Annotated in this window: 24 protein-coding genes and 2 pseudogenes; 16 read left to right on the top strand and 10 right to left on the bottom strand. The window is 70.8% G+C overall.

The window, feature by feature from the left end:
* The 5 genes and pseudogenes from ABZ646_RS13005 to ABZ646_RS12985 form a co-directional block, all read left to right on the top strand.
* Positions 1–192: transposase (locus ABZ646_RS13005; RefSeq protein WP_360516986.1), on the top strand; the 192-nt coding region annotated here is incomplete at its 5' end.
* A gap of 38 nt (positions 193–230) precedes the next feature.
* Positions 231–719 (top strand): annotated as a pseudogene (locus ABZ646_RS13000) (hypothetical protein); the annotation flags it as partial.
* Positions 716–1,405: a YdcF family protein gene (locus ABZ646_RS12995; RefSeq protein ID WP_360516983.1), complete on the top strand. Its 690-nt coding sequence runs from the start codon at positions 716–718 to the stop codon at positions 1,403–1,405. The pseudogene ABZ646_RS13000 and the gene ABZ646_RS12995, both read left to right, overlap by 4 nt.
* 28 nt (positions 1,406–1,433) lie before the next feature.
* Complete coding sequence (locus tag ABZ646_RS12990; RefSeq protein WP_360516980.1) at positions 1,434–2,159, top strand: WbqC family protein; 726 nt, start codon at positions 1,434–1,436, stop codon at positions 2,157–2,159.
* Positions 2,156–2,391, top strand: a pseudogene (locus tag ABZ646_RS12985) (flavoprotein); the annotation flags it as partial. The gene ABZ646_RS12990 and the pseudogene ABZ646_RS12985, both read left to right, overlap by 4 nt.
* Positions 2,392–2,569: 178 nt before the next feature.
* On the opposite strand, the gene ABZ646_RS12980 reads toward ABZ646_RS12985, so the two are convergent.
* Positions 2,570–3,244, bottom strand: coding sequence for a hypothetical protein (locus ABZ646_RS12980; RefSeq protein ID WP_360516977.1), 675 nt, complete (start codon positions 3,242–3,244; stop codon positions 2,570–2,572).
* Between the two features lie 278 nt (positions 3,245–3,522).
* Between ABZ646_RS12980 and hemL the strand changes: the two genes are divergently transcribed.
* From hemL to ABZ646_RS12940, 8 genes are all read left to right on the top strand, one after another.
* Complete coding sequence (gene hemL / locus ABZ646_RS12975) at positions 3,523–4,851, top strand: glutamate-1-semialdehyde 2,1-aminomutase (RefSeq protein WP_360516974.1); 1,329 nt, start codon at positions 3,523–3,525, stop codon at positions 4,849–4,851.
* Positions 4,848–5,531: a histidine phosphatase family protein gene (locus ABZ646_RS12970; protein WP_360516971.1), complete on the top strand. Its 684-nt coding sequence runs from the start codon at positions 4,848–4,850 to the stop codon at positions 5,529–5,531. Before hemL ends, ABZ646_RS12970 begins: the two co-directional genes overlap by 4 nt.
* A gap of 138 nt (positions 5,532–5,669) precedes the next feature.
* Positions 5,670–6,923 carry a hypothetical protein gene (locus ABZ646_RS12965; RefSeq protein ID WP_360516968.1) on the top strand — a complete coding sequence of 418 codons (1,254 nt, stop codon included), beginning with the start codon at positions 5,670–5,672 and terminating at the stop codon, positions 6,921–6,923.
* 66 nt (positions 6,924–6,989) lie between these two features.
* On the top strand, positions 6,990–7,580 hold the full coding sequence (locus tag ABZ646_RS12960) for a TlpA disulfide reductase family protein (protein ID WP_360516965.1): 591 nt from the start codon (positions 6,990–6,992) through the stop codon (positions 7,578–7,580).
* Between the two features lies 1 nt (position 7,581).
* Complete coding sequence (locus tag ABZ646_RS12955) at positions 7,582–8,352, top strand: cytochrome c biogenesis protein CcdA (RefSeq protein ID WP_360516962.1); 771 nt, start codon at positions 7,582–7,584, stop codon at positions 8,350–8,352.
* A 3-nt stretch (positions 8,353–8,355) separates the two neighbouring features.
* Positions 8,356–10,068 carry a cytochrome c biogenesis protein ResB gene (locus tag ABZ646_RS12950; RefSeq protein ID WP_360516959.1) on the top strand — a complete coding sequence of 571 codons (1,713 nt, stop codon included), beginning with the start codon at positions 8,356–8,358 and terminating at the stop codon, positions 10,066–10,068.
* Positions 10,065–11,165: a c-type cytochrome biogenesis protein CcsB gene (ccsB, locus tag ABZ646_RS12945; RefSeq protein WP_360516956.1), complete on the top strand. Its 1,101-nt coding sequence runs from the start codon at positions 10,065–10,067 to the stop codon at positions 11,163–11,165. Before ABZ646_RS12950 ends, ccsB begins: the two co-directional genes overlap by 4 nt.
* A 25-nt stretch (positions 11,166–11,190) precedes the next feature.
* The gene (locus ABZ646_RS12940; protein ID WP_360516953.1) at positions 11,191–11,544 is read left to right on the top strand and encodes an SRPBCC family protein; all 354 of its coding nucleotides are present in this window, start codon (positions 11,191–11,193) and stop codon (positions 11,542–11,544) included.
* Positions 11,545–11,573: 29 nt separating this feature from the next.
* Here the strand turns inward: ABZ646_RS12940 and ABZ646_RS12935 are convergent, their stop codons facing one another.
* The 4 genes from ABZ646_RS12935 to ABZ646_RS12920 form a co-directional block, all read right to left on the bottom strand.
* Entirely contained in the window at positions 11,574–13,121 is a 1,548-nt protein-coding gene (locus ABZ646_RS12935; RefSeq protein ID WP_360516950.1) for a hypothetical protein, read from the bottom strand.
* Entirely contained in the window at positions 13,121–15,211 is a 2,091-nt protein-coding gene (locus tag ABZ646_RS12930) for a hypothetical protein (protein WP_360516947.1), read from the bottom strand. Before ABZ646_RS12930 ends, ABZ646_RS12935 begins: the two co-directional genes overlap by 1 nt.
* Before the next feature lie 93 nt (positions 15,212–15,304).
* A complete protein-coding gene (locus tag ABZ646_RS12925; RefSeq protein WP_360516944.1) occupies positions 15,305–16,288 on the bottom strand; it encodes a 2-oxoglutarate and iron-dependent oxygenase domain-containing protein in 984 nt (327 codons plus the stop codon).
* Positions 16,281–16,739, bottom strand: coding sequence for a nucleoside deaminase (locus ABZ646_RS12920; protein WP_360516941.1), 459 nt, complete (start codon positions 16,737–16,739; stop codon positions 16,281–16,283). The genes ABZ646_RS12925 and ABZ646_RS12920 overlap by 8 nt, the downstream gene beginning before the upstream one ends.
* Positions 16,740–16,850: 111 nt before the next feature.
* On the opposite strand from ABZ646_RS12920, the gene ABZ646_RS12915 reads away from it, so the two are divergent.
* Together ABZ646_RS12915 and ABZ646_RS12910 are read left to right on the top strand one after the other, a co-directional pair.
* Positions 16,851–18,359 (top strand): PucR family transcriptional regulator, encoded by a 1,509-nt coding sequence (locus ABZ646_RS12915; RefSeq protein WP_360516939.1) that lies wholly within the window; start codon positions 16,851–16,853, stop codon positions 18,357–18,359.
* Positions 18,360–18,455: 96 nt separating this feature from the next.
* Positions 18,456–19,466: a CorA family divalent cation transporter gene (locus ABZ646_RS12910; RefSeq protein ID WP_360516936.1), complete on the top strand. Its 1,011-nt coding sequence runs from the start codon at positions 18,456–18,458 to the stop codon at positions 19,464–19,466.
* Here ABZ646_RS12910 and ABZ646_RS12905 read toward each other — a convergent pair.
* From ABZ646_RS12905 to ABZ646_RS12895, 3 genes are all read right to left on the bottom strand, one after another.
* Positions 19,463–20,857 (bottom strand): cytosine permease, encoded by a 1,395-nt coding sequence (locus ABZ646_RS12905; RefSeq protein WP_360516933.1) that lies wholly within the window; start codon positions 20,855–20,857, stop codon positions 19,463–19,465. The genes ABZ646_RS12910 and ABZ646_RS12905 overlap by 4 nt on opposite strands.
* A gap of 149 nt (positions 20,858–21,006) precedes the next feature.
* Positions 21,007–21,249, bottom strand: coding sequence for a chaplin (locus ABZ646_RS12900; protein ID WP_360516930.1), 243 nt, complete (start codon positions 21,247–21,249; stop codon positions 21,007–21,009).
* 225 nt (positions 21,250–21,474) lie between these two features.
* Positions 21,475–22,125 (bottom strand): NAD(P)H-dependent oxidoreductase, encoded by a 651-nt coding sequence (locus ABZ646_RS12895; RefSeq protein ID WP_360516927.1) that lies wholly within the window; start codon positions 22,123–22,125, stop codon positions 21,475–21,477.
* Positions 22,126–22,259: 134 nt separating this feature from the next.
* Between ABZ646_RS12895 and ABZ646_RS12890 the strand changes: the two genes are divergently transcribed.
* Positions 22,260–22,610 (top strand): helix-turn-helix domain-containing protein, encoded by a 351-nt coding sequence (locus ABZ646_RS12890; RefSeq protein WP_360516924.1) that lies wholly within the window; start codon positions 22,260–22,262, stop codon positions 22,608–22,610.
* Here the strand turns inward: ABZ646_RS12890 and ABZ646_RS12885 are convergent.
* A complete protein-coding gene (locus ABZ646_RS12885; RefSeq protein ID WP_360516921.1) occupies positions 22,607–23,227 on the bottom strand; it encodes an ATP-binding protein in 621 nt (206 codons plus the stop codon). The two genes, ABZ646_RS12890 and ABZ646_RS12885, sit on opposite strands and share 4 nt — an antisense overlap.
* A gap of 103 nt (positions 23,228–23,330) precedes the next feature.
* Complete coding sequence (locus ABZ646_RS12880) at positions 23,331–24,935, bottom strand: MFS transporter (protein ID WP_360516918.1); 1,605 nt, start codon at positions 24,933–24,935, stop codon at positions 23,331–23,333.
* Between the last annotated feature and the right edge of the window lie 257 nt (positions 24,936–25,192).

The raw sequence follows: 25,192 nt of genomic DNA, 5'->3' as shown, positions 1-25,192 counted from the left end.
CGCATCCGCAGGGCCGTCCGGGCCCGCGGACACTTCCCCAACGAAGCCGCCGCTCTCAAGTGCATCTACATGGCGCTGATGAGCCTGGACCCGACCGGGAAGGGACGCAAGAGGTGGACCATGCGCTGGAAAGCACCCCTGAACGCGTTCCAGATCGCTTTCGAAGGCCGCCTGACTCCGAGCAACAACTGACCATCAACAACCAAGATCAGCCGTTAAATTGACACACCCTCGTCCAGGAGATGTCAGGCCAGCTGGAAGCCTCCGCCCGTCAGTACGAACTCCTCGCCTCAGATGAGCGTTTGAGCTCGCGCGATCGAGCCCGGGCGCGGCTCTGGGTGGGTACGGCGCTGAGCAAGGAGGGCGACAACGAGTACGCCACCGGCGTCATGGTCGAGGCCACCCGCTCCTTCGAGGACCTGGGCGAACCGGAGGACTGGTCGGTCGCGCACCAGAAGCTGGCCCTGGCCCACCGCGGTGCCGGCGACCTGAAGCAGGCCCTGCAGTACATCGACATCGCGCGGACCACCGGCACGGTCGACTCCCCGATGCAGCGGGTGCGGTTGGACACCGCGTACGGGCACATCCTTCTGTCGGATGCCGCGACCCGGAATGATGGGCTGTCCGTCCTCGATCAGGCGGCACAGGCGGCTCGCCAGTACCGGCTGAGCCACCAGCTGCGCAGCATCGAGGGCATCCGAAAGGGCCAGCAGGGATGAGCCAGGGAGTGCCAGTGCCGCAGCACGAGCAGCGCCAGATCACCGACGAGCAGTTCCATGACGCGACGCTGATCTGGAACTACCACCAGATGGGCCACGAACAGCGGCCCTGCTCGGCAGCGATCGGCCTGGGCAGCCACGACCTCGGGGTGGCCACCGCGGCCGCCGATCTGTACCGGGTGGGCCTCTTCCCGGTTGTGGTGTTCAGCGGCGGCAACAGCCCCACCACCCGCGCCCGTTTCCCGCGCGGCGAGGCGGTGCACTACCGCGAGCATGCGCTGAGCCTGGGTGTGCCGGACGAAGCGATCCTGGTCGAGCCGGAGGCAGCCAACACTGGTCAGAACATCACGTTCTCCCGCGAGCTGCTGGCCGAGGCCGGCATCGCGGTGGAGTCGCTGCTGCTGATCTCCAAGCCGTACATGGAGCGTCGCTCGTACGCGACGTGCCGCAAGTTGTGGCCGGAGGTCGAGGTCGTGTGTGCGTCCGAGCCGCTGGAGCTGGACGACTACATCAAGTCGATCGGCGACGAGAAGCTCGTTGTCGACATGCTCGTCGGTGACCTGCAACGGGTGATCGAGTACCCGAAGCTCGGCTTCGCCGTCGAGCAGGACGTACCGGGGGATGTGTATGACGCTTACGAGCGCCTCCTGGGCGCCGGTTTCGACAGCCGCCTCATCAGCGGCTGAACCACTCCACGTCCGGCCGCCGGGCGCGGTGTGCGCGATCCACCAACCGAATGTGTTCCCGCGGCTTTCCACGCTGGCCAAGCTGTACGCCGCCGACCGGTGGATCGTCCTCGACGACGTCCAGTTCGCCCGGCGCGACTACCAGCGCCGGGCTCGTCTGGCGGCCCTGGACGAGCCCGCTCGGCAGCAGTGGCTCACGCTCCCGACCCGCCTTCCTCACGGGCGCCCGACATCGATCGACCAGGCACGGCTCGCCGAACCCGGCCGATCCCGTCGCACCGTCAGCCTGTTGACACGCCAGTACTACGGCCGCAGCCGCTACTGGCCCGCGGTGCGCGACGTCCTGGACGCGGTTCTCGATCAGTTCGAGGACACGGACCGTGTATCCGACGTTGCCAAGGCGTCGACGATCGCCCTGCTCACCGCGTTGGGCTGGAGCGGCGAGGTACTGCGCAGCAGCGCGATTCCGACCCGGGTGGGCCGGTCAGAGAGACTCGCCGACCTCGCCGCGGCCACCAGCAGCACCCACTACCTCTGCGGCACGGGCGGCTGGCGCTACCTCGACACTCAGGCGTTCGATGGCCACGGCATCCGGGTGCTGTCCTTCCACACCCCTGTGGACACGGGCGACCCGCTCTGGCGGTGGGCCCGCCACATCAGCAGCCTCTGGGCGCTGAGCCGGATCGGGCCGGAAGCCCTGGCTGCCATGCTGGCGGCCCAACGAGACCATCGGCTTATGGAGGGCTTCACGTGACCGAGCCGCAGGTGCCGGGCAAGAAGCCGTTCCTGTACGGCGTGGTGTGCGCGGCCGGGGTCGCCGGCGACGTCGGCAAGCTGCTCACTGCGGCGAAGGAGCACTGGGACGTCGGCGTCGTCGCCACCCCACGGCACTGGGCTTTCTCGACACCGAGGCGATCGAGACGCAGACCGGCTACCCCATCCGCTCCGCCTGGCGAACACCCGGCGAGGCCCGCCCACTGCCGCCTACGCCTCTGTGCTTCTGGACGCGGGGGGAGAGCATCAAGGCGCTCTCCGAGTACCTCGGCCACTCGGACCCCGGCCTCACGCTGCGGACGTACACGCTGCCCCGGCCGCCCGACGCCCCCGCACCAAAAAGGGCGAGGCCCGGAGACCTCGCCCGCCTACCTCGGGAGGAAACTCAGCTCACGGCCACACCAAGCAATACGGCTGGTGCCCCGCCTCATGCAGCCGATGCGAGAAGTCCTGCCATTCGTGCAGCAGTTGGTACACGTTGAACGCGTCCCTCGGGCCGCCCCGGTCCGGGACCGTCGACCAGATGAAGGCCGCCGCGCCGACCGCTTCCTCGCCCACGCCGCGCAGGGGGTCGACCACCGTCATGGGGAGCTTGACCACCGCGTAGTCGGGGTGCAGGACGATCAGTTCCAGCGGGGGCACCTTGTGCAGCGGCACACCCTCGATGCCCGTCAGCACCATCGCGGCCATCGTCTCCGGCTTGATCTTCGTGAACATGCCGTTCATGCCGAGCTCGTCGCCGCCGAGTTCCTCGGGACGCATGGAGATCGGGACACGGGCCGCGGTCGCGCCGTCCGGTGCGCCGAAGTATTTGTACGTCACCCCCACCCGACCACCATTCCTGCTCCCGGTCTCGGGACGGTCGATTCCGCGATCGATCCGCCGGGCCCTCTGGTCCCGCTGATCCATACGTCGATCACGCCGATCGGACTCACCCGGTACGCCGCCCTGTTCCCGACGTGCTGCTTCCGCTGCTTCCTCCGCGTCGCGCCGGTGCTTTCCCTGCCGGGCACGTCGAGGACCCAGGTCGTCCGTCCCCTCGCCCAGTCCGCCACCGCGATGCATATCTCCACCCGACTGCTTTTCTAGGACGCGTGGCCCCCGCCGCGCAACCCGATCATCGTGTCAGTGACCTCCCCCACGGCCGCCCGCCGAAACGTGCGTCGAAACATCAGTCCGCAGGATCTTTACAGCCTCCGGTCACCTGCGTACCGGATGAGCTGGGTGTATCGGATCACAGTCTCGCAGATGCCCCGACCACTGCGGGGAGAACGCCGACCTCCGCCTACCCTGAGAAGGTCACCCAGCAACCGGAGTCGGAGAAGTCGGAGAAGTCGCACGTCATGAGTGCACAGAGCGAAACGCCCTATCCCTACGACGCGCCCGTCTCACAGGCGCTCTTCGACCGCGCCTCCGCCGTCACGCCCGGCGGCGTGAACTCGCCGGTGCGCGCCTTCCGCGCCGTCGGCGGCACCCCCCGCTTCATGGTGTCCGGCAAGGGCGCCTACCTCACCGACGCCGACGGGCGGGAGTACGTCGACCTCGTGTGCTCCTGGGGACCGATGATCCTGGGGCACTCGCACCCCGAGGTCATCGCCGCCGTCCAGGAGGCCGTCGCCCGCGGGACCTCCTTCGGCACGCCCGGTGAGGGCGAGGTCGCCCTCGCGGAGGAGATGGTCGCCCGGATCGAGCCCCTGGAGCAGGTGCGGCTGGTCAGCAGCGGCACGGAGGCGACCATGTCCGCCATCCGGCTCGCCCGCGGCTTCACCCGGCGCACCAAGGTGATCAAGTTCGCCGGCTGCTACCACGGGCACGTCGACAGCCTCCTCGCCGCCGCCGGCTCCGGCGTGGCCACCTTCGCACTCCCCGACACGCCCGGCGTCACCGGTGCGCAGGCCGGTGACACGATCGTGCTGCCGTACAACGATCTCGAAGCCGTCCAGGAGGCCTTCCACCGGCACCCCGGCGAGATCGCCTGCGTGATCACCGAGGCCTCGCCCGGGAACATGGGCGTCGTGCCGCCGGGGCCCGGGTTCAACCAGGGGCTCAAGGACACCTGCGCCAGGAACGGCGCCCTGTACATCTCCGACGAGGTCATGACCGGGTTCCGGACCAGCCGGGCCGGATGGTTCGGCATCGACGGGGTGGTGCCCGACCTGATGACCTTCGGGAAGGTGATGGGGGGCGGCTTCCCCGCCGCGGCCTTCGGCGGGCGGGCGGACGTCATGGCGCACCTCGCCCCGGCCGGGCCCGTCTACCAGGCCGGGACCCTCTCCGGTAACCCCGTCGCCACCGCCGCCGGGCTCGCCCAGCTGCGGCTGCTCGACCAGGCCGCGTACGACAAGGTCGACGCGGTGTCGGAGCAGATCCGGGGTCTGGTCACCGAGGCGCTGAGCAAGGAGGGCGTCGCGCACCAGGTGCAGACCGCCTCCAACATGTTCTCCGTCTTCTTCACCAACCGCCCGGTGCGCAACTACGAGGACGCGCGCGGCCAGGAGTCCTTCCGGTTCACGGCGTTCTTCCACTCCCTCCTCTCCCACGGCGTCTACCTGCCGCCGTCGTCCTTCGAGTCCTGGTTCGTCTCCACGGCCCACGACGAGCGGGCCATCCAGAAGATCGCCGACGCCCTCCCGGCGGCGGCCCGAGCGGCCGCGGAGGCCACGGCAGCATGAGCGAGCAGCAGGACATCACCGTCGTCCATGTGATGCGGCACGGCGAAGTGGAGAACCCGCAGGGGGTGCTGTACGGGAGACTTCCCGGCTACCACCTCTCCGAGCTGGGACGGCAGATGGCCGACCGGGTCGCCGAGCACCTCTCGTCCCGGGACGTCGTCCATGTCGTCGCGTCCCCGCTGGAGCGCGCGCAGGAGACCGCGACCCCGATCGCCAAGGCGCACGGGCTCGACCTGGCCACCGACGGGCGGCTGATCGAGGCGGAGAACATCTTCCAGGGCAAGACCTTCGGGGTCGGCGACGGGGCGATGAAGAACCCCGCCAACTGGAAGTACCTGGTCAACCCGTTCAAGCCGTCCTGGGGCGAGCCGTACGTCGAGCAGGTCGTGCGGATGAAGGGTGCGCTGGACGCGGCCAGGGACCGGGCGCGCGGCCACGAGGCCGTGCTGGTCAGCCACCAGCTGCCGATCTGGGTCCTGCGGTCGTACGTGGAGAAGCGCCGGCTGTGGCACGACCCGCGCAAGCGGCAGTGCACCCTGGCGTCCCTGACGACGTTCACGTACGAGGGGGACCGGATCATCTCCGTCGGGTACAGCGAGCCCGCGATCGATCTGGTGCCGGTCCACCTGCGGGCCGGGGCCCAGCCGGGGCAGGGGCAGGGCAAGGCCTTCGGGGCGTGAGGCGAGGACGTGAGGCGTAGGCCCTCAAACCTCGCTGCATGAAATTAGTCTTAAAATATGCGGTTCCTTTCGGAACCGCCCTGTTCGTCGCGCCCTCTGAGTGGGTGACCACCAGAGGACGTGACGAATCGGGGAACCATGCGGACCTTCACCCGAAGGGGACTACTCGGCGTCGGCGCGGGCGCCGCGGCCGGACTCGGCCTCGCAGGCTGCGGCACGCACACGCCGTCGGACGGCAAGAACCACGCCGGCGGTTCCGGCAACCAGCCCTCGAAGAAGCCCACCGCGACCGCCCACCCCATCGGCGACGGCTCCACCTCCCGTACGGGCAAGCAGCCCCACCAGCCCGCCGCCCCCGAACCGCTGGAGCCCGGCCAGACCCCGCCGCAGTTCGTGATCTTCTCCTGGGACGGCGCGGGCGAGGTCGGCAACGGCCTCTTCCCGCGCTTCCTCGACCTGGCGAAGGAACACGGCGCGTCGATGACCTTCTTCCTCTCGGGTCTCTACCTCCTCCCCGAGTCCAAGAAGCGGCTCTACGACCCCCCGAACAACCCCCGCGGCGCCTCCGACATCGGCTACCTCGCCGACGAGCACATCAGGGCGACGCTCACCAACGTCCGCCGCGCCTGGCTCGAAGGGCACGAGATAGGCACCCACTTCAACGGCCACTTCTGCTCCGGTCACGGCACCGTCGGCAACTGGACGCCCAAGCAGTGGCGCAGCGAGATAGACCAGGCGAAGGCGTTCGTGAAGGAGTGGCGGACCAACACCGGCTGGACCGACCTGCCCGCGCTCCCCTTCGACTACGACAAGGAGCTGGTCGGCGGTCGTACGCCCTGTCTCCTCGGCCAGAACAACCTGCTGCCCACCGCCCGCGAGCTGGGCTGGCGCTACGACGCCTCCTCGCCCGGCGGCCGCCAGGTCTGGCCCCAGAAGAAGCTCGGCATCTGGGACCTGCCGCTCCAGCAGGTGCCGTTCCCCGGCCGCAGCTTCGAGGTCCTGTCCATGGACTACAACATGCTCGCCAACCAGTCGGTCAACTCGACCAAGGCCCCCGCCTACAACTACCCGGCCTGGCGCAAGCAGTCGGCCCAGGCATACATAGCGGGTTTTGAGCGTGCATACACGACAAACCGGGCGCCGTTCTTCGTAGGCAACCACTTCGAGCACTGGAACGGCGGTATCTACATGGACTCCGTCGAGGAGGCCTTCAAGCACATCGCCCGGGAGAAGGAGAAGGGCGCCGACGTGCGGATGGTCTCCTTCCGGCAGTTCGTGGACTGGATCGACGTACAGAAGCCCGAGGTCCTCGCGAAGCTGCGCACCCTGGACGTGGGGCAGCGCCCCGCGGGCGGCTGGAAGGGCTTCCTCAAGCAGGGAACCGCGGCCTGAAAAGGGCCTTTCCATGACCAAGGGGGGTGCGCAAGATCCCCAGAACGGGCATGCGAAACTTTTCACATGAGTACCCGTAGCCGCGCCCTCCTGCTCGGCGCCATGGCCGCCGCGGCGGCCCTGACCCTGTCCGCGTGCGGCAACGGCGGCACCTCCGGCGGAGGCGGCAACACCAACTTCGTCACCGGAAAGAACGGCATCGACACGGTCGCGAAGGGCCACCGCGCGGCGGCCCCCGACCTGTCCGGCAAGACCATCGACGGCAGGACGCTGGACGTCGCGAGCTACAAGGGCAAGGTCGTCGTCATCAACGTGTGGGGGTCCTGGTGCAGCCCCTGCCGCGCCGAGGCGCCCTACTTCGCCTCCGTCTCCAAGGCGTACGCGAACAAGGGCGTCCAGTTCGTCGGCATCAACACCCGCGACACCAGCACCGGTGCCGCGGTCGCCTTCGAGAAGCAGAACGGCATCGACTACCCGAGCCTGTACGACCCGACGGGCAAGCTGATGCTCCGCTTCAAGAAGGGCACGCTCAACCCGCAGGCCATCCCCTCCACCCTGGTGCTCGACCGGCAGGGGAACGTCGCGGCGCGCTCACTGGCGGCGCTCAGCGAGGAGAACCTGCTGAAGATGCTCAAGCCGGTCGTCGCGGAGAAGTGACGTGAGCGCACTCCTCGCGGTAGCGGCCGACCCCCACAACGAGACCGTTATGAACGGCGCGCTGGTGCTCGCCCTGCCGATCGCACTGCTCGGCGGACTCATCTCCTTCTTCTCTCCGTGCGTGCTGCCCCTCGTCCCCGGATACCTCTCGTACGTCACCGGGGTCGCCGGCACCGACCTCGCCGACGCCCGGCGCGGTCGGATGGCCACGGGCGCCGCCCTCTTCGTGCTCGGTTTCACCGCCGTGTTCGTGTCAGGCGGCGCACTCTTCGGCTACTTCGGCTCGACGCTCCTGGAGCACTCCGGCGGGCTCAGCAAGGTGCTCGGCGTGCTGATGATCGCCATGGGTGTCTTCTTCATGGGCCTGATGCCCTGGTTCACCCAGCGCGAGTTCCGCTTCCACAAGCGGCCGGTGGCCGGTCTGATAGGGGCACCCCTGCTGGGCGCGCTGTTCGGGATCGGCTGGACGCCGTGCATCGGCCCGACGCTGTCCTCCGTGATCGTCCTCTCCTCCCAGCAGGGGAGCGCGGGCCGCGGTGCCATACTGACCGTCGCCTACTGCCTGGGTCTCGGTGTGCCCTTCGTACTCACCGCGATCGCCTTCCGCAAGGCGCTCGGCGCCTTCGGCTGGGTCAAGCGCCACTATGTCTGGGTGATGCGCATCGGCGGCACGATGATGATCGTGACCGGCCTGCTGCTGCTGACGGGTGTCTGGGACAGTCTCGTGCAGGACATGCAGTCCTGGTCCGCCGGCTTCACTGTGGGGATCTGATCGATGAGCAAGACCGACACCGAGAACACCGAGAACACCGAGGCGGACCTCGGCGAGGCGGGCTCCCAGCTCTCCACCGCCCCGGTCGAGCCGCCCGCCGCCCCCGGCCTCGGCCTGGTCGGCTGGGCCCGCTGGTTCTGGCGCCAGCTGACCTCGATGCGCGTCGCCCTGCTGCTGCTCCTCCTGCTGTCGCTGGGCGCGATCCCCGGCTCGCTGATCCCGCAGACCGGCGCCGACATCAACAAGGTCGCCGACTTCCAGAAGACCCACAAGACGCTGGCGCCGATCTACGAGAAGCTCGGCCTCTTCCACGTCTACAGCTCGGTGTGGTTCTCCGCGATCTACATCCTGCTGTTCGTCTCCCTCGTCGGCTGCATCATCCCGCGCGCCTGGCAGTTCGTGGGCCAGCTGCGCGGCCGTCCGCCGGGCGCCCCGAAGCGGCTGAACCGGCTCCCCGCGTACACGACCTGGCGCACGGACACGGCACCGGAGGAGGTCCGCGAGGCCGCGCTCAAGCTGCTGAAGAAGCGGCGCTTCCGCTCGCACGTCGCCGGGGACGCCGTCGCCGCCGAGAAGGGCTACGTCCGCGAGTTCGGCAACCTGGTCTTCCACGTCGCGCTGATCGTGCTGCTGATCGCCTTCGCGTCCGGCCAGATGTACAAGTCGGACGGCACCAAGCTGGTCGTGGAGGGCGACGGGTTCGCCAACTCGATCATCCAGTACGACGACTTCAAGTCCGGTTCCATGTTCAGCACCGACGACCTGGTGCCGTTCAGCTTCCACCTGCGGAACTTCAGCGCCGGCTACCAGACCAGCGGCCCCAGCAAGGGCACCCCGACCACCTTCAGCGCGGACATCGACTACACCGACGGCGCGTACGGCAAGTCGAAGCGGACCACCATCAAGGTGAACCAGCCGCTGCACATCGACGACGCCAAGGTCTACCTCGTCAGCCACGGCTACGCGCCCGTCATCACGGTCCGCGACGGCAAGGGCAACGTCGTCTACCGCGACGCGGTGCCGCTGCTCCCGCTGGACGGCAACATCACCTCCCAGGGCGTGCTCAAGGTGATGGACGGTTACAAGAACGCCCAGAACGTCAGCGAGCAGCTCGGCATCTCCCTGTTCTTCCTGCCCACCTACGGCGGCGGCTCCTCCGTCCTGTCCAGCTTCCCCGCGCTGGACAACCCGGTGCTGAACCTCACGCCGTACCACGGTGACCTCGGGGTCAACTCGGGCATCCCGCAGAGCGTGTACCAGCTGGACAAGTCCCACATGAAGGAGTTCAAGGACTCCAAGGGGGCGCAGTTCCGCGACAACCTCAAGCCCGGCCAGACCATGCAGCTGCCGAACGGCGCCGGTTCCGTGACGTTCGAGAAGGGCGTCAAGGAATGGGCCGGCTTCGAGATCGTCCAGGAGCCCGGCAGCGGCTGGGCGCTCGGTGGCGCCCTCGCCGCGATCTTCGGTCTGGCCGCGTCGCTGTTCATCCAGCGCCGTCGCGTGTGGGTACGCGCGGTGCCGGGTCCCGACGGCGTCACGGTGGTCGAGATGGCCGGTCTCGGCCGCAGCGAGTCCGCGAAGGTGCCCGAGGAACTGGGTGACCTCGCCGGGATCCTGTACGACCGGGCGCCCGGGGCCCCCGACCCCGAAGACGACGAACCCGTCACATCCCCCAACCCCGAAGTCGTACCTGCCGAAGGGCCTGAGAAGCGATGACTTCCGCCGCCGCAACCGTGCTCGCCAGCGCGACCGACGAGCATCTCGCGAGCATGAGCAACACGCTCGTCTACTCCTCGATGGCCGTCTACACACTGGCCTTCTTCGCCTACATCTTCGAGTGGCTGCTCGGCAGCCGCAGCCGGGTCGCGCGCACCGCCAACGCGCTCACGAGCACGGCGGAGGCGAAGCGGACCGGCCCCGCCGTCACGGTCAAGCAGGCCGGCGGCACCGCCGTACTGGAGCGCCCGAAGGTCGTCGTCCGCGCCGCGGCCGGCTCCCGGGACGTCCCGGACGGCCCCGGCGCCCACGGCGGTGACGAGCAGGGCGACCTCTACGGGCGGATCGCGATCTCCCTCACGGTCCTCGCCTTCCTGGTGGAGCTGGCCGGTGTGATCACCCGGGCGGCCTCCGTGCAGCGGGCGCCGTGGGGCAACATGTACGAGTTCAACATCACGTTCTCCACGGTCGCGGTCGCGGTCTACCTGACCCTGCTGGCCCTGAAGAAGAACGTCCGCTGGCTCGGCCTCTTCCTGATCACCACGGTCCTGTTGGACCTCGGTCTCGCCGTCACCGTCCTCTACACGGCGAGCGAGCCGCTGGTCCCGGCCCTGCACTCGTACTGGCTGTACATCCACGTCTCGACGGCGATCTTCTGCGGCGCGGTCTTCTACGTGGGCGCGGTGGCCACGATCCTCTACCTCTTCAAGGACTCCTACGAGAACAAGCTGGAGAACGGCGGCAAGCCCGGCAGCTTCGCCACCTCGGTCCTGGAGCGCCTGCCCGCCTCGGCGTCCCTCGACAAGTTCGCGTACCGCGTCAACGCCGCCGTGTTCCCCCTGTGGACCTTCACGATCATCGCGGGCGCGATCTGGGCGGGCAGCGCCTGGGGCCGCTACTGGAACTGGGACCCCAAGGAGACCTGGTCCTTCATCACCTGGGTCGCCTACGCCTGCTACCTGCACGCCCGCGCCACCGCCGGCTGGAAGGGCCGCAAGGCCGCCTACCTGGCGATGATCGCCTTCGGCTGCTGGCTGTTCAACTACTACGGCGTCAACATCTTCGTGACCGGCAAGCACTCGTACGCGGGCGTCTGAGCCGCCGAGGGGCCACACTGGTCCCATGGCCGTCCTCCAGCTGCTGATACGACTGCCGAGGCCGATGGACCAGGTCTGGCCGAGCCTCTCCACCCCGGAGGGCCTGGCCACCTGGTTCACCCCGGCGGACGTGCTGCAACCGAGACTGGGCGGCACGGTCACCCTGGGCGACCTGGGCACCGGCACGATCACGGCCTGGGACGTCGACCGTGTCGCCGAGTACACGGTCGACCCCGGCGGCAGAATCCGCTTCCACCTGGAACCCGACGGGGAGACGGGCAGCCTCCTGCGCTTCACGCACGAGGACCAGGGAGAGGCGGCGACGGAGCAGGACTGGCGGGACCGGTTCGAACGCCTGGGTCAATCTCTGGGCCCTTGAAATCGCCGCGAGCCCACGCACCCGCAGCTCTACGACGGCGGCAGACACTCCGCACTGGGCGGCTTCCCCTCAGGCCAGGCAACGGTCACGAACCGAGACCCTCCCGCCGCCCGCAACTCCACGATCGGCACCGCCTTGTCGTACGGATTCCCGTGCACGTCGAGGCAGATCCACCCACTGGCCCCGTCCACCCGCAGCGACCCCTTCACCTGCGGCCACTGCAACCCCACATCGGCCAGCGCCGGCACGACCCGCCCCTCCGGCACCGCCTCCCGGATCCCGTGCACCGCGAGCCGCATCGCGTCGTACGCGATGATCAGCTGCCCGTCCTCCAGCGCCACCGACCCGATCGGCCCCACCGGCGACTTCTCCGCGCTCTTCAGCAGCGCGTCCAGCGTCGCCGTGTCGGCGGCCGAACCGCCCGTCCTCGGGCTGCCCGCGCCCCACGCGTCGGGATGGGCGAGGGCGGTGTAGCGCACCGACAGGGTGGGTCCGAGGGCGGCACGGTTCAGCCGCGTCTCCCCGGTCAGGTACGACCCCTCGTCCCCGGTCAGCACCGTGAACCTCCGGTCCTGGCAGCCCCGTCCGCCCAGCGCGTTGATGAACTGCCGCAGCTGCGTGTGCCGCCCGGCGAACAGGATCGTGTCGGTGGTCCGCGAGGTGTCGCAGATCAGGTTGGTGATCTGCCGGAACGTGTTCGCGGTCGTCCCCTCCTGGCTGCGGTCGGCCGGCGGCGTGAACGGCTGCGGCTCGTACGGCGAGCCCTTGAGCAGGGTCAGGAAGGACTTCTGCAGGGTGCGCGTGTACGGGTCGCCCGGCCTGTCGTACACCAGCAGTGCCCGTCCGGCGCTGACCTTGGCGAACGAGGCCAGCGCACGGGCCTCGTCGGTGTTGGTCGGCGACACCCGCGCGAGACCGGGGTACGGGTCCTTGCCGTCCTGCCCGTTGGCGAGGTCGTCGGCCGTGATGGAGGAGCCGACCACCGGGATGCCGAGCCGGGTCAGCTCCCTGACGGCCTTCTTGTTGTTGTCGGTGCTCTGTCCGACGCCCGCGACGGCCCGCAGCCGGTCCGTGCCGCCGGTCATGCCGGCCAGCCGGGTCACCATCTCCTGCCAGTACCGGCTGGTGGCGCCGGGGTTGGCGAGAACCAGCCGGATCCCCGGGGCCTCGCCGTTGGAGTCGTGGTTGGCCTGGTACTGGGCGAGGTAGGCGCCCTGGAGTTCGTGCTGGATGTCGGTGATGCTGGCCGCCGCCGTCGAGGTGTACGGCAGCATCACCGCGACCGTGACGTAACTCCCGGCCTTCAGGCGGGCGTTCTCGCGGGCGATGGCGCGCACGGTGGGCCGCAGCTGCGGGTGCCCGAAGTCGAACGCGGTCGTCGCCACGCCCACGCACTCGGTGCTGCCCTCGGGCCTGGCCACCCCCGGTGCGCAGGAGCGGTCGTCGTGGGTGACCGTACGCACCCCGACGACCAGTGCGGCGACCAGCCCGGCCGCCACCAGCAGGGCCAGATAGCGGCGCAGCGGGATCTCCCAGACGCCTTCACGCAACCACGTGCCCACGCCCCGCCCCGCCATCACGCCACCCCGCTCCGCTCGTCGTCGCCCTCGTCGTCGTCCGGCTCCGCGAGCGGCCGCCCCGCGAGCGCGGCGGCCGGCCAGTCCCGGGAGGCCCGCCACAGCAGCGCGTTGCCGGCCGGCCGCAGGTTGGACAGCTGCTCCAGCTCGAAGCGGAGCCGGTCGGCCACCTTCGGGTCGGGCAGCACCAGCGGATCGGCGAGCTGCCACACCGCGTGCAGCAACCGCCGTATGCGCAGGTGGAGTACGGCGTCCACGCCGTCCGGCACCCGCTGGTCCGCGTCGGTGCGGCCCAGGGCCACCGCGGTACGGCGGTCGCCGCGGCCGGTGAAGTCGCGGCCCTCGGCGTCATGGGCGTGGAAGTAGGGCGCGGAGGCGATGAAGCGCAGGGTGTCCAGCCAGTCGCGGGCGTCCAGGAGCGCGAAGCCGTCGCGGAGGTGGGCGACCGCGGGCTCCGTTCCGCCCAGGGCCAGTTGGTGGTGCAACCGGAAGCGGGCCAGGCGGTCGGTGCCGAGGAGTTCCGCGTAGTGCCCGGTCAGCGTCGTGTGGGCGGTGCGCCAGCCGGCGTGGTCGGGGTCCCGCAGGTGCAGCCGCAGGAGCAGGAGGGTGCGCACGAAGGGGTCGCCGACGAACTGGCCGGGTACGACGGGCAGCCCCTCCAGGACGAGACGGCTCTGCAACGCCCGTACGTCCGCGGGACCGAAGTCGTCCGGGAGCAGCGCGGCGGCCAGCGCGCACGCCGAGTCGTGGTCGTGGGCGGCGGCCAGGACGGTGAGTTCGTCGAGGCGGTCGGTGGGGACCAGCCGGTCGAGGAGCCGGCGGTAGGCGGGAGCGGCCGGCCCTTCGTCGGCCAGCCGTACGCCGGCGGTGAGCAGCTCGCCGAGGGCGCCGGTCCGGTCCGGGTTCTGCGCCGCGGTCTCGGCGAGCAGGGTGACGCCCAGCGGGTTGCCGCCGGTCAGCCGGTGCACGGCCTGCGGGAGCCGGGGCGCGGCCGGGGTGTCCACGAGGTGCAGGGTGTCGTCGGGGGTGAGCGGCGGGAGGGCGACCAGCAGCGCCCTGGAGGACGGCGCGGCCGCGTCCGGTGTCCATCCGGTGCGCCGGGCGACCTCGGCCAGCTCCCGTCGTACGCCGTTGCGCAGCAGCTCCCGGCCGTCGCCGCGCAGTCCGGCGACGAACGCCACGTGGTCGGTGACGCCGTCGGCCCGGTCCCGTACCACCGCGTCCAGCAGGGCGGGTCCCGGCCCGGTCCCCACGTTGTCGAGCAGCACCAGCGGGCGGCCGAGCCGCCGCATGCGGGGCAGCACCCCCGAGTAGGCCTCCGTCAGGTCGGCGAGCAGGGCGCGCACCAGATACCGCTCGGCGTGCTCGCGGGAGGTGCCGCCCGCCCGGAAGTGCCCGGAGAGCAGGATCAGCCCGCGCTGGGCGTGGCCGCCCGCGTTGGGGTAGGCGCGGTACCAGACGGACGCCTTCTGGTGGCGGCGGCTGCTGAAACCCTCGGCGACCGACTCCAGGGTGGCCTCGATGGCCCCGGAGACCAGCGGTCCGGTGCCGGTCGCGGCGGCGACGACCTTGGCGGCGACCTTCCCGGCCCACCGCCCGGCGAACCCGCTGATCCACGAGCCGCTCTCGCCCAGCAGCAGGATCCGCTCCACCTCCCGCCGGATCCGCTCCGAGTCGGCGTCGCCCCAGCCGCCGGCGGCCACCGCGACCAGGCCGGACATGAGCCGGGGGAAGGGGATCCGCCCGGCCCCCGTGACCGGTTCGGCGAGTTGTTCGGCGACGACCAGCAGCGCCTGCGCGAGGGGCGACCAGGACTCGGCGGGCCGCTCGGCGGGCGGCGCCGCGAACTGCGGGTCCGCGCAGTCGGTCAGCGCGACCGGGGTGTGCCCCTGGTAGGCGTCGCGCAACTCGCCGAGCACCGCGCTCTTGCCGAGCCCGCGTGCCCCGGTCAGCACGACGAACGGCAGCTCGCCGGGGTCTTCGAGGGGATGGGCACGGTGGTGGTACGGCCGTAACCCGACGATTCTCGGCACGAGCCCGGCCGGCTCGACGTCGAACAGCGCTCCACGCCCGTGCAACCGTCTGTGCAAGGCAGCCCCCCTCAACACAAGTGTAGGAAGAGGAAGTTGCTTCAGGCCAGATCGCGTGATGGCTGTTGGGTCACGAATCCTGACGCTGCGGGATCAGCCGACGGTGATCGAGTCGAGTTTCTCCCTCAGGTAGACGTGCGAGTCCACCGGTGGGTACGCGACCCGCCCGACCGGTGCCGGAACGGACTCGACGGTCGTGCCCGGGGTGCACTCGCCGAAGTAGACGAGGGACATCAGCTCCTCGGTGGGGGCGTCGGCGGGCGGCGGGAGCACCCGGTGGCGACCGGAGCGCCAGCGGTCGCCGGTCCAACGGGCCATCAGATCACCGATGTTGATGGTGAAGGCCGCCGGGTCGAAGGGGGCGTCCTCCCAGCCGCCCGCGTCGGTGTGGACCTGGAGTCCGCCCTTGCCGGCCTGCCGGTCCAGGATGGTCACCGTGCCGAAGTCGGTGTGCGGGCCGATCCGGAACTGACCCGGCTCGGGCGTGCCGACGACGTCCGTCCCCGGGTACCAGTTGATGTTGAAGCCGTATGTCGGGTGGTCCATGTGCCGGGAGAAGAAGTCCCGTTCCAGACCGAGCGCGTACCCCAGCAGCGACAGCAGTTCCTTCTCCAGTTCCGCCATCCGCTCCAGGTACTCCTCGCAGAGCGTGCGCAGCTCGGGGATCTCGGCCGGCCACACGTTGGGCGCGTACCACTCGGCGTTGACCACCGGGTCCGCGAAGGGCTCGTGGGTCGCGAAGGTCAGCGACTCCTTCAGGTCGGGCGGGGTCTCGGTGCCCTCGGAGTAGCCGTTGGCCTCCGCGCCCGGCCCGAGCCAGCCGCGTCCGCCGACCTTCGCCTCGTACGCCTGCTTGGCCTCTGCGGGCAGCGCGAAGAACGCGCGGGCCGCCGCCCGTACCGCGTCGCGCAGCTCCGGGGCGACCCCGTGCCCGGTGACGAGCAGGAAGCCGGCGGTCTGCAGGGCCGCGTCGACGGTCCGGGCGATCTCCTGCCGGCCGGCCTCGTCGCCGTCCAGCCAGGGCCGCAGATCGATGGTGGGGATCCGGGGGCCGGAGCCGGAACTCGTGCTATTCACCGATGTCCTCGTTCCACAGAGCCGGGTTCGTGCCGATGAAGTCACGCATCAGCCCGACGCACTCCGGGTCGTCCAGCAGGACGATCTCCACCCCGTGCTCGGCGAGCCAGTCGTGGCCGCCGTGGAAGGTGGCCGCCTCGCCGATCACGACCCGTGAGATGCCGAACTGGCGGACCAGGCCGGAGCAGTACCAGCAGGGTGACAGGGTGGTCACCATGGTGGTGCCGCGGTACGTCCGCTGCCGTCCCGCCGCGCGGAAGGCGGCCGTCTCGGCGTGCATGGACGGGTCGCCGTCCTGGACGCGCCGGTTGTGCCCGCGGCCGAGCGGCTCGCCGTCGGCGCCGTAGAGCGCCGCCCCGATGGGGATGCCTCCCTCGGCGAGCCCGGCGCGGGCCTCGGCCACCGCGGTGGCGAGCCAGGCGCGGGCCTGTTCCTGGTCCAAAGGCTTCATGACGTCACTCTCCTGGGTCCGAAACACCAGGGCAACGTGCGGAAAGTACTCTCCGGGCAACCCGCAGCCGGACGAAATGTCAGCGCCGCTCTCCGCGCCCTGGAGGCCCCCGTGCCCGCACTCACCCTCCGCGAAGTCCTGACCCTTGATCTGGTGCTGGCGGCCCGCCCCGAACTGCTCGCCGGAGAGGACGCCCTCGACCGGCCGGTCCGCTGGGTCCACTCCAGCGAGGTCTACGAGGGCGCCAACTTCCTGGACGGCGGCGAACTGCTGCTCACCAACGGCTTCGGGCTGACCGACGCGGCCGAGGAGGTCCGCCGCCGCTACGTCCGGGAACTGACCGCACGCGGCGCGGCCGGTCTCGCGGTGGAGGTCGGCCGGGCGCTGCCGGCCATGCCCGCGGAGGTGACCGACGAGGCCCGCCGGCTCGGCCTGCCCCTGCTGGCCCTGCACCGGGTCGTGCCCTTCGTCCGGATCACGGAGGCCGCCAACCGTGCGATCGTCGCGCGCGGGCTGTCCGGGCGGTCGGCGGGCCGGCCCCGGGGCGACGACCACACGGCGGCCCTGCTGGCCGACCTGGCCGACCGGGCCGCGCTCAACCAGCCGGAGGTGGACGCCCGCGCGGCGCTCGCCGGGTTCCGCCCGGGGCCGGGGGCGCGCCTCATCGGGGTGTCGGTGCACGGACCGCGGGAGACCGGCGCCGTGGACCGGGCGGTACGACTGCTGGGCGGGGGCCCGGTGCTCCGGGCGGCCTTCCCCGGCGACGTCCTGGCCCTGCTCGCGCTGCCGGCCGTCGGCCCCGGAGCAGGCGACCCGGTCCGCGCCGTCCAGGAAGCCTTCCGCACAGCCGCCCTCAACACGCCCTCCGGACTGCACACCCCCTCCGGGCGCGGTACGGCTTCCGCTCTGGGTGCGGCTTCCGGGTTGGGCGCCGCTTCGGGGCGTGGTGCGGCTGCCGGGTCTGGTGCTGCTTCGGGGCGTGGTGCGGCTGCCGGGTCTGGTGCTGCTTCGGTGCGTGGTGCGGCTTCCGGGTTGGGCGCGGCTTCCGGGCGTGGTGCTGCCTCCGGGCTTGGTGCGGGCTCCGGGTTTGCCGCTGCGGGCAGGCTCACCGTCGCTGTCGGGCACGCGGTTCATGCCGGGGACGGATGGCTGCACTGGAGTGAGACCCTGCGGGCGGCGCGGGTCAGTCTGGAGCTCGCGCTGACCGTGCCGCCCGCCGAACCCGGAGCGGCGGACGGCCCGTCGGTGACCTCCGCCCGGGCCCTGGCCCTGGAGCGCGAGCTGACCCGGGGTGGGATCGCCGCCAACCGGGACCGCCTCGCCGCCCTGGTCCAGCACACCCTCGGGCCGTTGCTGGCCTGGGAGGCGGCACACGCCAGCGACCTGGTCCGCACCCTGGAGGTGCACCTGCGCCACGGCTGCTCCCCGACCCGCACGGCCGCCCTCCTGCACATCGGCCGCCAGTCCCTCTACCAGCGGCTGGAGCGCATCGAGTCGCTGCTCGGCCTGGAGATCGACGATCCGGACCTGCTGGGGGAGCTCCTGACGGCGGCCTGCGCGCACCGGGTGGTACGGGGGACGGGCGCGGCCCGGTCCCGGGGGCTGCGCACGGCGGCCTGAGCAACCGGCCCGGTACCTCACCCGTTCGAGGCAGCCGCGCGCGGCACCCGAGCGCATCCGGGTGCGTGCCGCGCCCGCCGCGCACAGGCTGGGAGCGTGGGCCACGGGACCGGCGGTGAGGCGATGATCGTGACGGTGGTGGCGGTGCCGGACGGCGACACCGCGCGCATCTCCGTGGCCGAGGCACGCCACCGCCTCGCCACGGAGACGTTCCTGCTCCTCGGTGTCGAACTGCCCGAGGAGGAGGAGGAGGAGCCGGTGCCGGATCCGGTGATCCGGCGGCTCGGACTGGACGACACCGACCTGGAGTGGTTCGGCCGGCAGGACGCGTCACCGCGGGCCGAGTTCCTGGGCGACACCGCCGGGTTCGTCGTGCCGGTGGTCCACGAGGGCAGGGTCGTGTACCTGCACGCCCTGGCGTCCGACCGCTACCTGGTGATCGTCCACTGGGGCCGCAGGGCCGGACTGGAGCGGGCCGTCACGGCCCAGGTGCGGCGGGAACGCCCGCACGACACCGTGGCCACCCTGTTCCTGCTGCTCCAGGAGGCGCTCACGACGTTCCGCCGGGCCGCGGTGGGCGCCCTGCTCCAGGTCGAGGAGTTGGAGGACGACATGTTCGAGGCACGGCATCCCGAGCAGGTCTACCGGCTCTCCCAGCTGCGCCGCCGCTCCGCCGTCCTGCACCACGCGCTGCTGCCCTACCTCCAGGGGATCGACGAGGTGATCACCCGCAGGATGATGAGCCGTGACTTCCCGGCGGAACGGCAGCGGCTCGCCCAGGAGTTCCAGCGGGCGGGGCGCCTGGTCCTCGCGGACATCGAGTCCCTCCAGGACGCCACCCGCCGGGCCTTCGCCAGTTACGGGTCCCTGGTCGCGGGCGAACAGAACGGCGTGATCAACCGGCTGGCCATCGTGTCCGTCATCTTCCTGCCGCTGTCGTTCCTGACCGGGTTCTTCGGCATGAACTTCGAGTTCCTGACGAACCGGCTGGAGACCAGGGACGAGTTCTGGCTGCTCGCCGTGGGCCTCCAGCTGCTCGCCGTGGTCGGCTCGCTCTTCCTGCTGCACCGCAGCCAGATCTGGCGACGGCTGCGGGACGACGACTAGGCGTTCCGGGCGCGGCTGCGCAGGGCCGTGTACAGCAGGGCGCTCACCGTGAAGCCGACCAGGGGGGTGATGTCGCCGAAGGACGGCCAGTGCTCGGGGACGTATCCCACGTAGTCCTCCTGGTTGGAGAAGAGCGGGACGGAGACCGCCACGCCGGCCAACAGGGATGCGAGCCCCGGCCGGTTGGTGAAGGAGCGGTCGGTCAGCCGGGCGGCCAGCTCCTCGTCGCTCGCGGTGCGCCCCTGGAACCACCGCTCCACCAGGACCACGCCCAGCCAGGGCGCCACCCAGTACGCGATGACCAGCAGGAACGCCTCGTACGCCGCGCCCGCGTCGTCCAGCGAGGCCCAGGCCGCCGCCGTGCCGACGACGCCCGACACCACGACCAGCGCGCTGCGGCTGAGCCAGGTGGGCAGCCGCAGGCCGAAGGAGGCGATGGAGATCGCCCCGGAGTACACGTTGAGGGCGTTCGCCGAGACCCCGCCGAGCATGATGGCGATCAGCACCAGGTCGCCCAGCCAGCCGGGCAGGTGGCCGGTGAAGGCCGCCGTCGGGGTGGCGTCCTTCGGGGCGGCGAGGGTGGCCGAGGCCGCGCCGATGACGGCGACGATCGAGACGGACACGAACAGGCCGACGGCCGGCCACAGGACGGTCCGCACCTTGTTCGCCGTGCGCGGCAGATAGCGCGCGTAGTCGGCGGCGTACGGGTTCCAGCCGGCCGCGTACCCCCAGGCCGCGCTGAACGCGAGCAGGAAACCGCCGATGCCGCCGCCGGAGCCGCCCCCGCCGGGGTCGGCGTCCTTGAACGTCCACACCCCGGCGAGCAGGAAGACGACCGCGAGCGCCGGGAACGCGTACTTCTCGAAGGTGTGCACGAAGTTGTGGCCGATGAACCCGATCAGGATCTCCGCGACCACGACGAGGAGGAGGGAGGGGAGCGGGCGCAGGCCGGTCAGGGTGTTCAGGGCGAAGGCCGCGCTCACGCTGTTCACCGCGAACCAGCCGACGCCCGCGAGCAGGCCGTTGGCGGCGGCGGGCAGGATGTTGCCGAGGCGGCCGAAGGAGAAGCGGCCGATCACCATCTGCGGGACGCCGAACCGCGGGCCGTCCAGGGACAGTACGCCCTGTGTGAGGGCGCCGAGCGCGGTGCCCAGCAGGATCGCGGCGGTCGCCGTCCAGAAGCCGAGGCCGAAGAAGAGGACCGCGATCACGCCGATGTAGACGGTCGCGAACTCGATGTTGGGAGAGGCCCAGGTCCACAGCAACTGGAGGGGGCTGCCGTGGCGTTCGGCGTCGGGGATCGGTTCCGAGCCCGCCGCCTCCACGGCGATGACCCGGTCGCCGTACGCGGGGGTGATACTGGTGGTGGAACCGGCGGGAGCTGTCGTCATACGAGGTAAGTGTCGGGTTCACCCCCGCTGCGGCCCAGGGGCGCACTGTCCGTTTCGGACGGCTCACCGGCGTACAACCTGCACGCACAGAGAGGTTCCGGAGGGCGCGTCGTCCTCCGGAAGTCCTCTGGCGGTTCCTGCGGCCGGGGTCAGCCGTTGGTGCAGGTGTTGCCGGCCGCCGGGTTGAGCAGGCCGATGAGGTCGATGCTGTCGCCGCACACGGCGATCGGGATGTCGACCGGGACCTCGACGACGTTGCCCGAGAGCACGCCCGGGCTGTTGGACGCGGTGCCGCTGGCGTCGGCGCCGTTGTCGGCGAAGGCGGCGGTGGTGCCGCCGAGGGCGAGGGCCGCGGCGACGGCGCCGGTGACGGCGAGGGAACGGATGCGCATGACTGCCTCCTGGGCGTCGGGTGGGAACGCGTCCATCACAACCGCCCACCGCCGAACCCGCATGCGGTGCTGGGCCGATCGGTGCAACGGGGGCGCGTGCCGAGCCCCGGCGCCTGCCACGGGACGAGGGCCCGGCACGGAAAGCGGTGAGGACACGGCGCTTTCCGTGACGGGGGCTTCGTGCTGTGTGCGGCGTTCCGTCCCTGTGGGACCAGGCCCCGCGCGCTACGCGGCCAGGCGTTCCGCGAGGGCCTTCGCCTTGCCGGCCGCCTCCTGGAGGGCGCGGTCGCGGGACGCCTCGTAGAGCGGGACCAGTTCGGCCATCGCCGGGTTCTGCGGGGCCATGGTCAGCTCGGGCACGATGAAGTCGACGTCCAGGGCGAGCGCTTCGCCGAGGAGCGCGGCCAGGTAGTTCTGCACGTACTCGAACGGCTCGCGCGGGGTGCCGGGCGCGTACGAGCCGCCGCGGCTGGCCACGACGGTGACCGGGGTGCCCTTCGCGGACGGGTTCTCGCCGCCCGTGCGGCCGAACAGCACCACGTTGTCCAGCCACGCCTTGAGCGTCGAGGGGATCGTGTAGTTGTACATCGGGGCACCGATGAGCACCGCGTCCGCCTGCTCCAGCTCCTCGATCAGCCGCACGCGGGCCGCGAAGGCCTCGGCCTGCTCGGGGGAGTGCGTGGCGGGGTCGGCGAAACCGGCGAGGTGGGCGGCCGCGGTGATGTGCGGCACCGGGTCCGCCGCCAGGTCGCGGTAGATCACCGTGCCGTCGGGGTGCTGCTCCTGCCAGGCCGTGCGGAACGCGTTCGTGACGGTGCGGGAGGCGGACATCTCGCCGGGGAGGAGCGAGGAGTCGATGTGGAGAAGGGTGGCCATGGGGGACTCCAGACACAACGGGACAGCAGCCCGACGCGGGACCGCAAGGGCTGAGGATTAGTACTGAGCTATAGATAGCACAGGTACTTACTTTTTTTCAGCCACATTCCGAGGTGGGGCTGTACCCTGATCCCATGGCGGTGGAGCAGGCCCATGACCCGGAACAGTGCAAAGGCGTGGACGTCGGCATCACGCGCGTCTTCCAGGTGCTCGGCAAGCGCTGGAACGGCCCGATCCTGTCCGTCCTGATGGACCGGCCGACCTACTTCGCCAGCCTGCGCCGCGCCATCCCGGGCATCAGCGAACGCATGCTCTCCGACCGCCTGGCCGAACTCGGCGCCGCGGGGCTCGTCCTGCGCGAGGTCGACGAGGGGCCGCCGCTGCGCGTCGCCTACCGCCTGACCGCGGCGGGCGCGGCCCTCGAACCCGCCCTCAGGGAGCTCGGGGCATGGGCGAAGGAACACCTGCCGGACGCCCCCTGTTAGTCCCCGGCCGCCAGACGGACCGTCAGGTCGGGCCAGTGCTCGGACCATCGGGTCACCTCGTCCGTGGTCAACGACCACTGCGGACGCGGCGCGCCGTCCGGCAGGAACCGGACGCCGGTTCCCGTGGTCCCGTCGTCCTCGACGGGCTCCAGGCCGGTCACCGGGACACCGTGCTCGTAGCGCTGGGTCCAGGAGCCGTCGAGACGGCGGTTGGTGTGGATCAGCCACGTGCTCAGCGCGGCGACGACGGACATGCCGCGACGCGGGTGTCCGTCCGGAAGCAGCTCGGTTTCCGGTCGGTCGAAGAAGCGCAGGTCCTTCGTGGCCATGACGGGCTTCCTCACCACCTGGCCGTGCTCGTCGACCCGTGTGTCGGTACCTCGTCCGTCGTCCGTCACCGACACGGAGCCGTCGGTGTGCAGCGTGACCAGACATTCGCCGCCGCCCCGGCTCGCCGCCTCGTCGGCGGCATGGGCGACGACCTCGAGAACCAGGTGCCCCGGCCCGCCGGGAGCGAACAGCGCCGGGTCCTGACGGATCCGGGCGAGATGGTCCGCGTCCACGACGGCGGACCAGTCGTGCGTGGTGTTGACCCAGGAAGCCCTTGTCCCGCCCATGGGCCAAGTATCCACCGCGTGTTGGGCCGCGAAGGCAACGGCCGTCCCGGTGATGTGGGGTACGAACCACCGGGACGGCACGTGTGCGGTGCTGCCGGCGCGGTCAGCCGGCCGCGCCCACCGCGACGTCACCGGGACGCAGCTCACCCTCCTCGTCGACGTCCGGCGGGATCGTCGAGAGCGCACTGGCGTGCAGATCCTGCGTGCGGATGAGGACGAAGCCGATGAACGCGGCGACGAAGCCGAGGACCGCGCACAGGGCCATCGCGCTGTGGAAGGCCGACATGAACGCGTCCCGGCCCGCCGCCAGCACCTGGTCCTGGAGCGCGCCCGCGCTCTTGGCGACCGCGCCGAAGGAACCGGCGCTGATGCCGTGGGCGGCCTGCTCGGCGGTGTCGTGCCCGAGCTGCCTGCCGGCCGCGGAGGAGGTGAACTCGTCCGACACCCGGTTCTGGAAGAAGGCGCCCACCCCCGCGATGCCGACCGCGATGCCCACCTGCTGGAAGGTCTCGTTGATGCCGGAGGCGACACCGGACCTGGCCGGCTCGGCGACCCCGATGGCCAGCGCCGCGCGGGCCGGGTTGAAGGCGCCCATGCCGAAGCCGGCGACGAGCATGCTCGGGATCAGCACGGTCCAGGACGAGTCGGCGTGCGTCAGGGTGAGGAGCAGCAGACCCACGCCCATGACCGCGGTCGAACCGCCCAGCAGGATCCGGAAGGGCACCTTGCCGATCAGCCCGCCGCCGAGGGCGCCCGCCACGAACATCGCTCCGGTCAGCGGCAGGAACCGCAGACCCGCGCCCCACGCGTCGTTGCCGAGCACGTTCTCCAGGTAGCTGGTCTCGAAGAAGACCGAGGGCAGCGCACCGGCGTTGCCGATCATCGCGACGAGCGAGATGCCGACGAAGGTCGGGCTGCGGAAGAACGCGGGGTCGATCATGGCGCGCTCGCCCAGCCGGCGTTCGATCAGGACGAAAGCGGCCAGGAACACCGCGCTGACCGTGTAGAGCGCCAGCGTCTGGGCGCTCGTCCAGCCCTCCTCGGGGGCCCGGATGGTCGCGAAGACCAGGGCGCCGAGCGCGATGCTGAAGGTGATCAGGCCGCTCCAGTCGGTCGGATGGGCCCGCTTGTTGAGCGACTCGCCGACCTTCACGGCGCCGACGAGCAGGGCGACGAGGCCGACCGGGACGTTGATGTAGAAGATCCAGCGCCAGGACAGCGCGTTGATCAGCGACCCGCCGATGAGCGGGCCGGCGGCGACCGCGAGGCCGACCGCGGCACCGAAGGCGGTGAACGCGGTGGCGCGCTCCTTGCCGTGGAACTCGGCGCTGAGCAGCGCGGGTCCGACGGCGAACATGATCGCGGCGCCGATGCCCTGGACGGCGCGGAAGCTGCTCAGCAGGGTGGCGTCACCGGCCAGACCGCAGGCCAGCGAGGCCACGGTGAAGAGGGCGAAGCCCACCTGGAACACCTTCTTGCGGCCCACGCGGTCGGCGATCGAACCCGCCGCCACCAGGAAGATCGCAAGGGTGAGGGCGTAGGCGTCGAACACCCACTGGAGGTCGGAGAAGCTGCTGTTCAGTGACTTGTGGATCTGCGGAAGCGCGATGGACACCACGCTCAGATCCAGCATCAGCATGAACGAGCCCAGCGCGACGATCCCGAGTGTCCACCACCTCGTGGGCGACGGTGCGCGTTCTGCGGACATGCCAAGGGCTCCAATCAACAGGATCCGTAGATGATGGGAATCTAGATGATTGGAATGCCGGTGGTCAATGACTCAGGTGATCGGATAAGTCCACTGTCGGTGATCCAGTGGGTTGGCGTGGGGGCGCACGGAAGCGGGGGCGGTGCTCGACGTGTGGTCGAGCGCCGCCCCCGCCTGGGGGTTTTGTGTGGGTGGGTGTGAGTAGGCGCACACGGACGCGGGGCCGCGGGCCGCCCCCGCATCGGGAGAGCGGCGGG

The organism is Streptomyces sp. NPDC007162 (assembly GCF_040634175.1).
GTDB lineage: Bacteria > Actinomycetota > Actinomycetes > Streptomycetales > Streptomycetaceae > Streptomyces.
Note: the sequence above shows the minus strand (reverse complement) of the source record. Positions and strands in the feature narration are given on the sequence as shown.

Bases quoted from the DNA above. Each gene is read 5' to 3' on its own strand.
- ABZ646_RS12995 (WP_360516983.1), top strand. From the start codon at position 716: ATGAGCCAGGGAGTGCCAGTGCCGCAGCACGAGCAGCGCCAGATCACC.
- ABZ646_RS12980 (WP_360516977.1), bottom strand. From the start codon at position 3,244: ATGCATCGCGGTGGCGGACTGGGCGAGGGGACGGACGACCTGGGTCCT.
- hemL (WP_360516974.1), top strand. From the start codon at position 3,523: ATGAGTGCACAGAGCGAAACGCCCTATCCCTACGACGCGCCCGTCTCA.
- ABZ646_RS12970 (WP_360516971.1), top strand. From the start codon at position 4,848: ATGAGCGAGCAGCAGGACATCACCGTCGTCCATGTGATGCGGCACGGC.
- ABZ646_RS12965 (WP_360516968.1), top strand. From the start codon at position 5,670: ATGCGGACCTTCACCCGAAGGGGACTACTCGGCGTCGGCGCGGGCGCC.
- ABZ646_RS12960 (WP_360516965.1), top strand. From the start codon at position 6,990: ATGAGTACCCGTAGCCGCGCCCTCCTGCTCGGCGCCATGGCCGCCGCG.
- ABZ646_RS12950 (WP_360516959.1), top strand. From the start codon at position 8,356: ATGAGCAAGACCGACACCGAGAACACCGAGAACACCGAGGCGGACCTC.
- ccsB (WP_360516956.1), top strand. From the start codon at position 10,065: ATGACTTCCGCCGCCGCAACCGTGCTCGCCAGCGCGACCGACGAGCAT.
- ABZ646_RS12940 (WP_360516953.1), top strand. From the start codon at position 11,191: ATGGCCGTCCTCCAGCTGCTGATACGACTGCCGAGGCCGATGGACCAG.
- ABZ646_RS12935 (WP_360516950.1), bottom strand. From the start codon at position 13,121: ATGGCGGGGCGGGGCGTGGGCACGTGGTTGCGTGAAGGCGTCTGGGAG.
- ABZ646_RS12920 (WP_360516941.1), bottom strand. From the start codon at position 16,739: ATGAAGCCTTTGGACCAGGAACAGGCCCGCGCCTGGCTCGCCACCGCG.
- ABZ646_RS12905 (WP_360516933.1), bottom strand. From the start codon at position 20,857: ATGACGACAGCTCCCGCCGGTTCCACCACCAGTATCACCCCCGCGTAC.
- ABZ646_RS12900 (WP_360516930.1), bottom strand. From the start codon at position 21,249: ATGCGCATCCGTTCCCTCGCCGTCACCGGCGCCGTCGCCGCGGCCCTC.
- ABZ646_RS12895 (WP_360516927.1), bottom strand. From the start codon at position 22,125: ATGGCCACCCTTCTCCACATCGACTCCTCGCTCCTCCCCGGCGAGATG.
- ABZ646_RS12890 (WP_360516924.1), top strand. From the start codon at position 22,260: ATGGCGGTGGAGCAGGCCCATGACCCGGAACAGTGCAAAGGCGTGGAC.
- ABZ646_RS12885 (WP_360516921.1), bottom strand. From the start codon at position 23,227: ATGGGCGGGACAAGGGCTTCCTGGGTCAACACCACGCACGACTGGTCC.
- ABZ646_RS12880 (WP_360516918.1), bottom strand. From the start codon at position 24,935: ATGTCCGCAGAACGCGCACCGTCGCCCACGAGGTGGTGGACACTCGGG.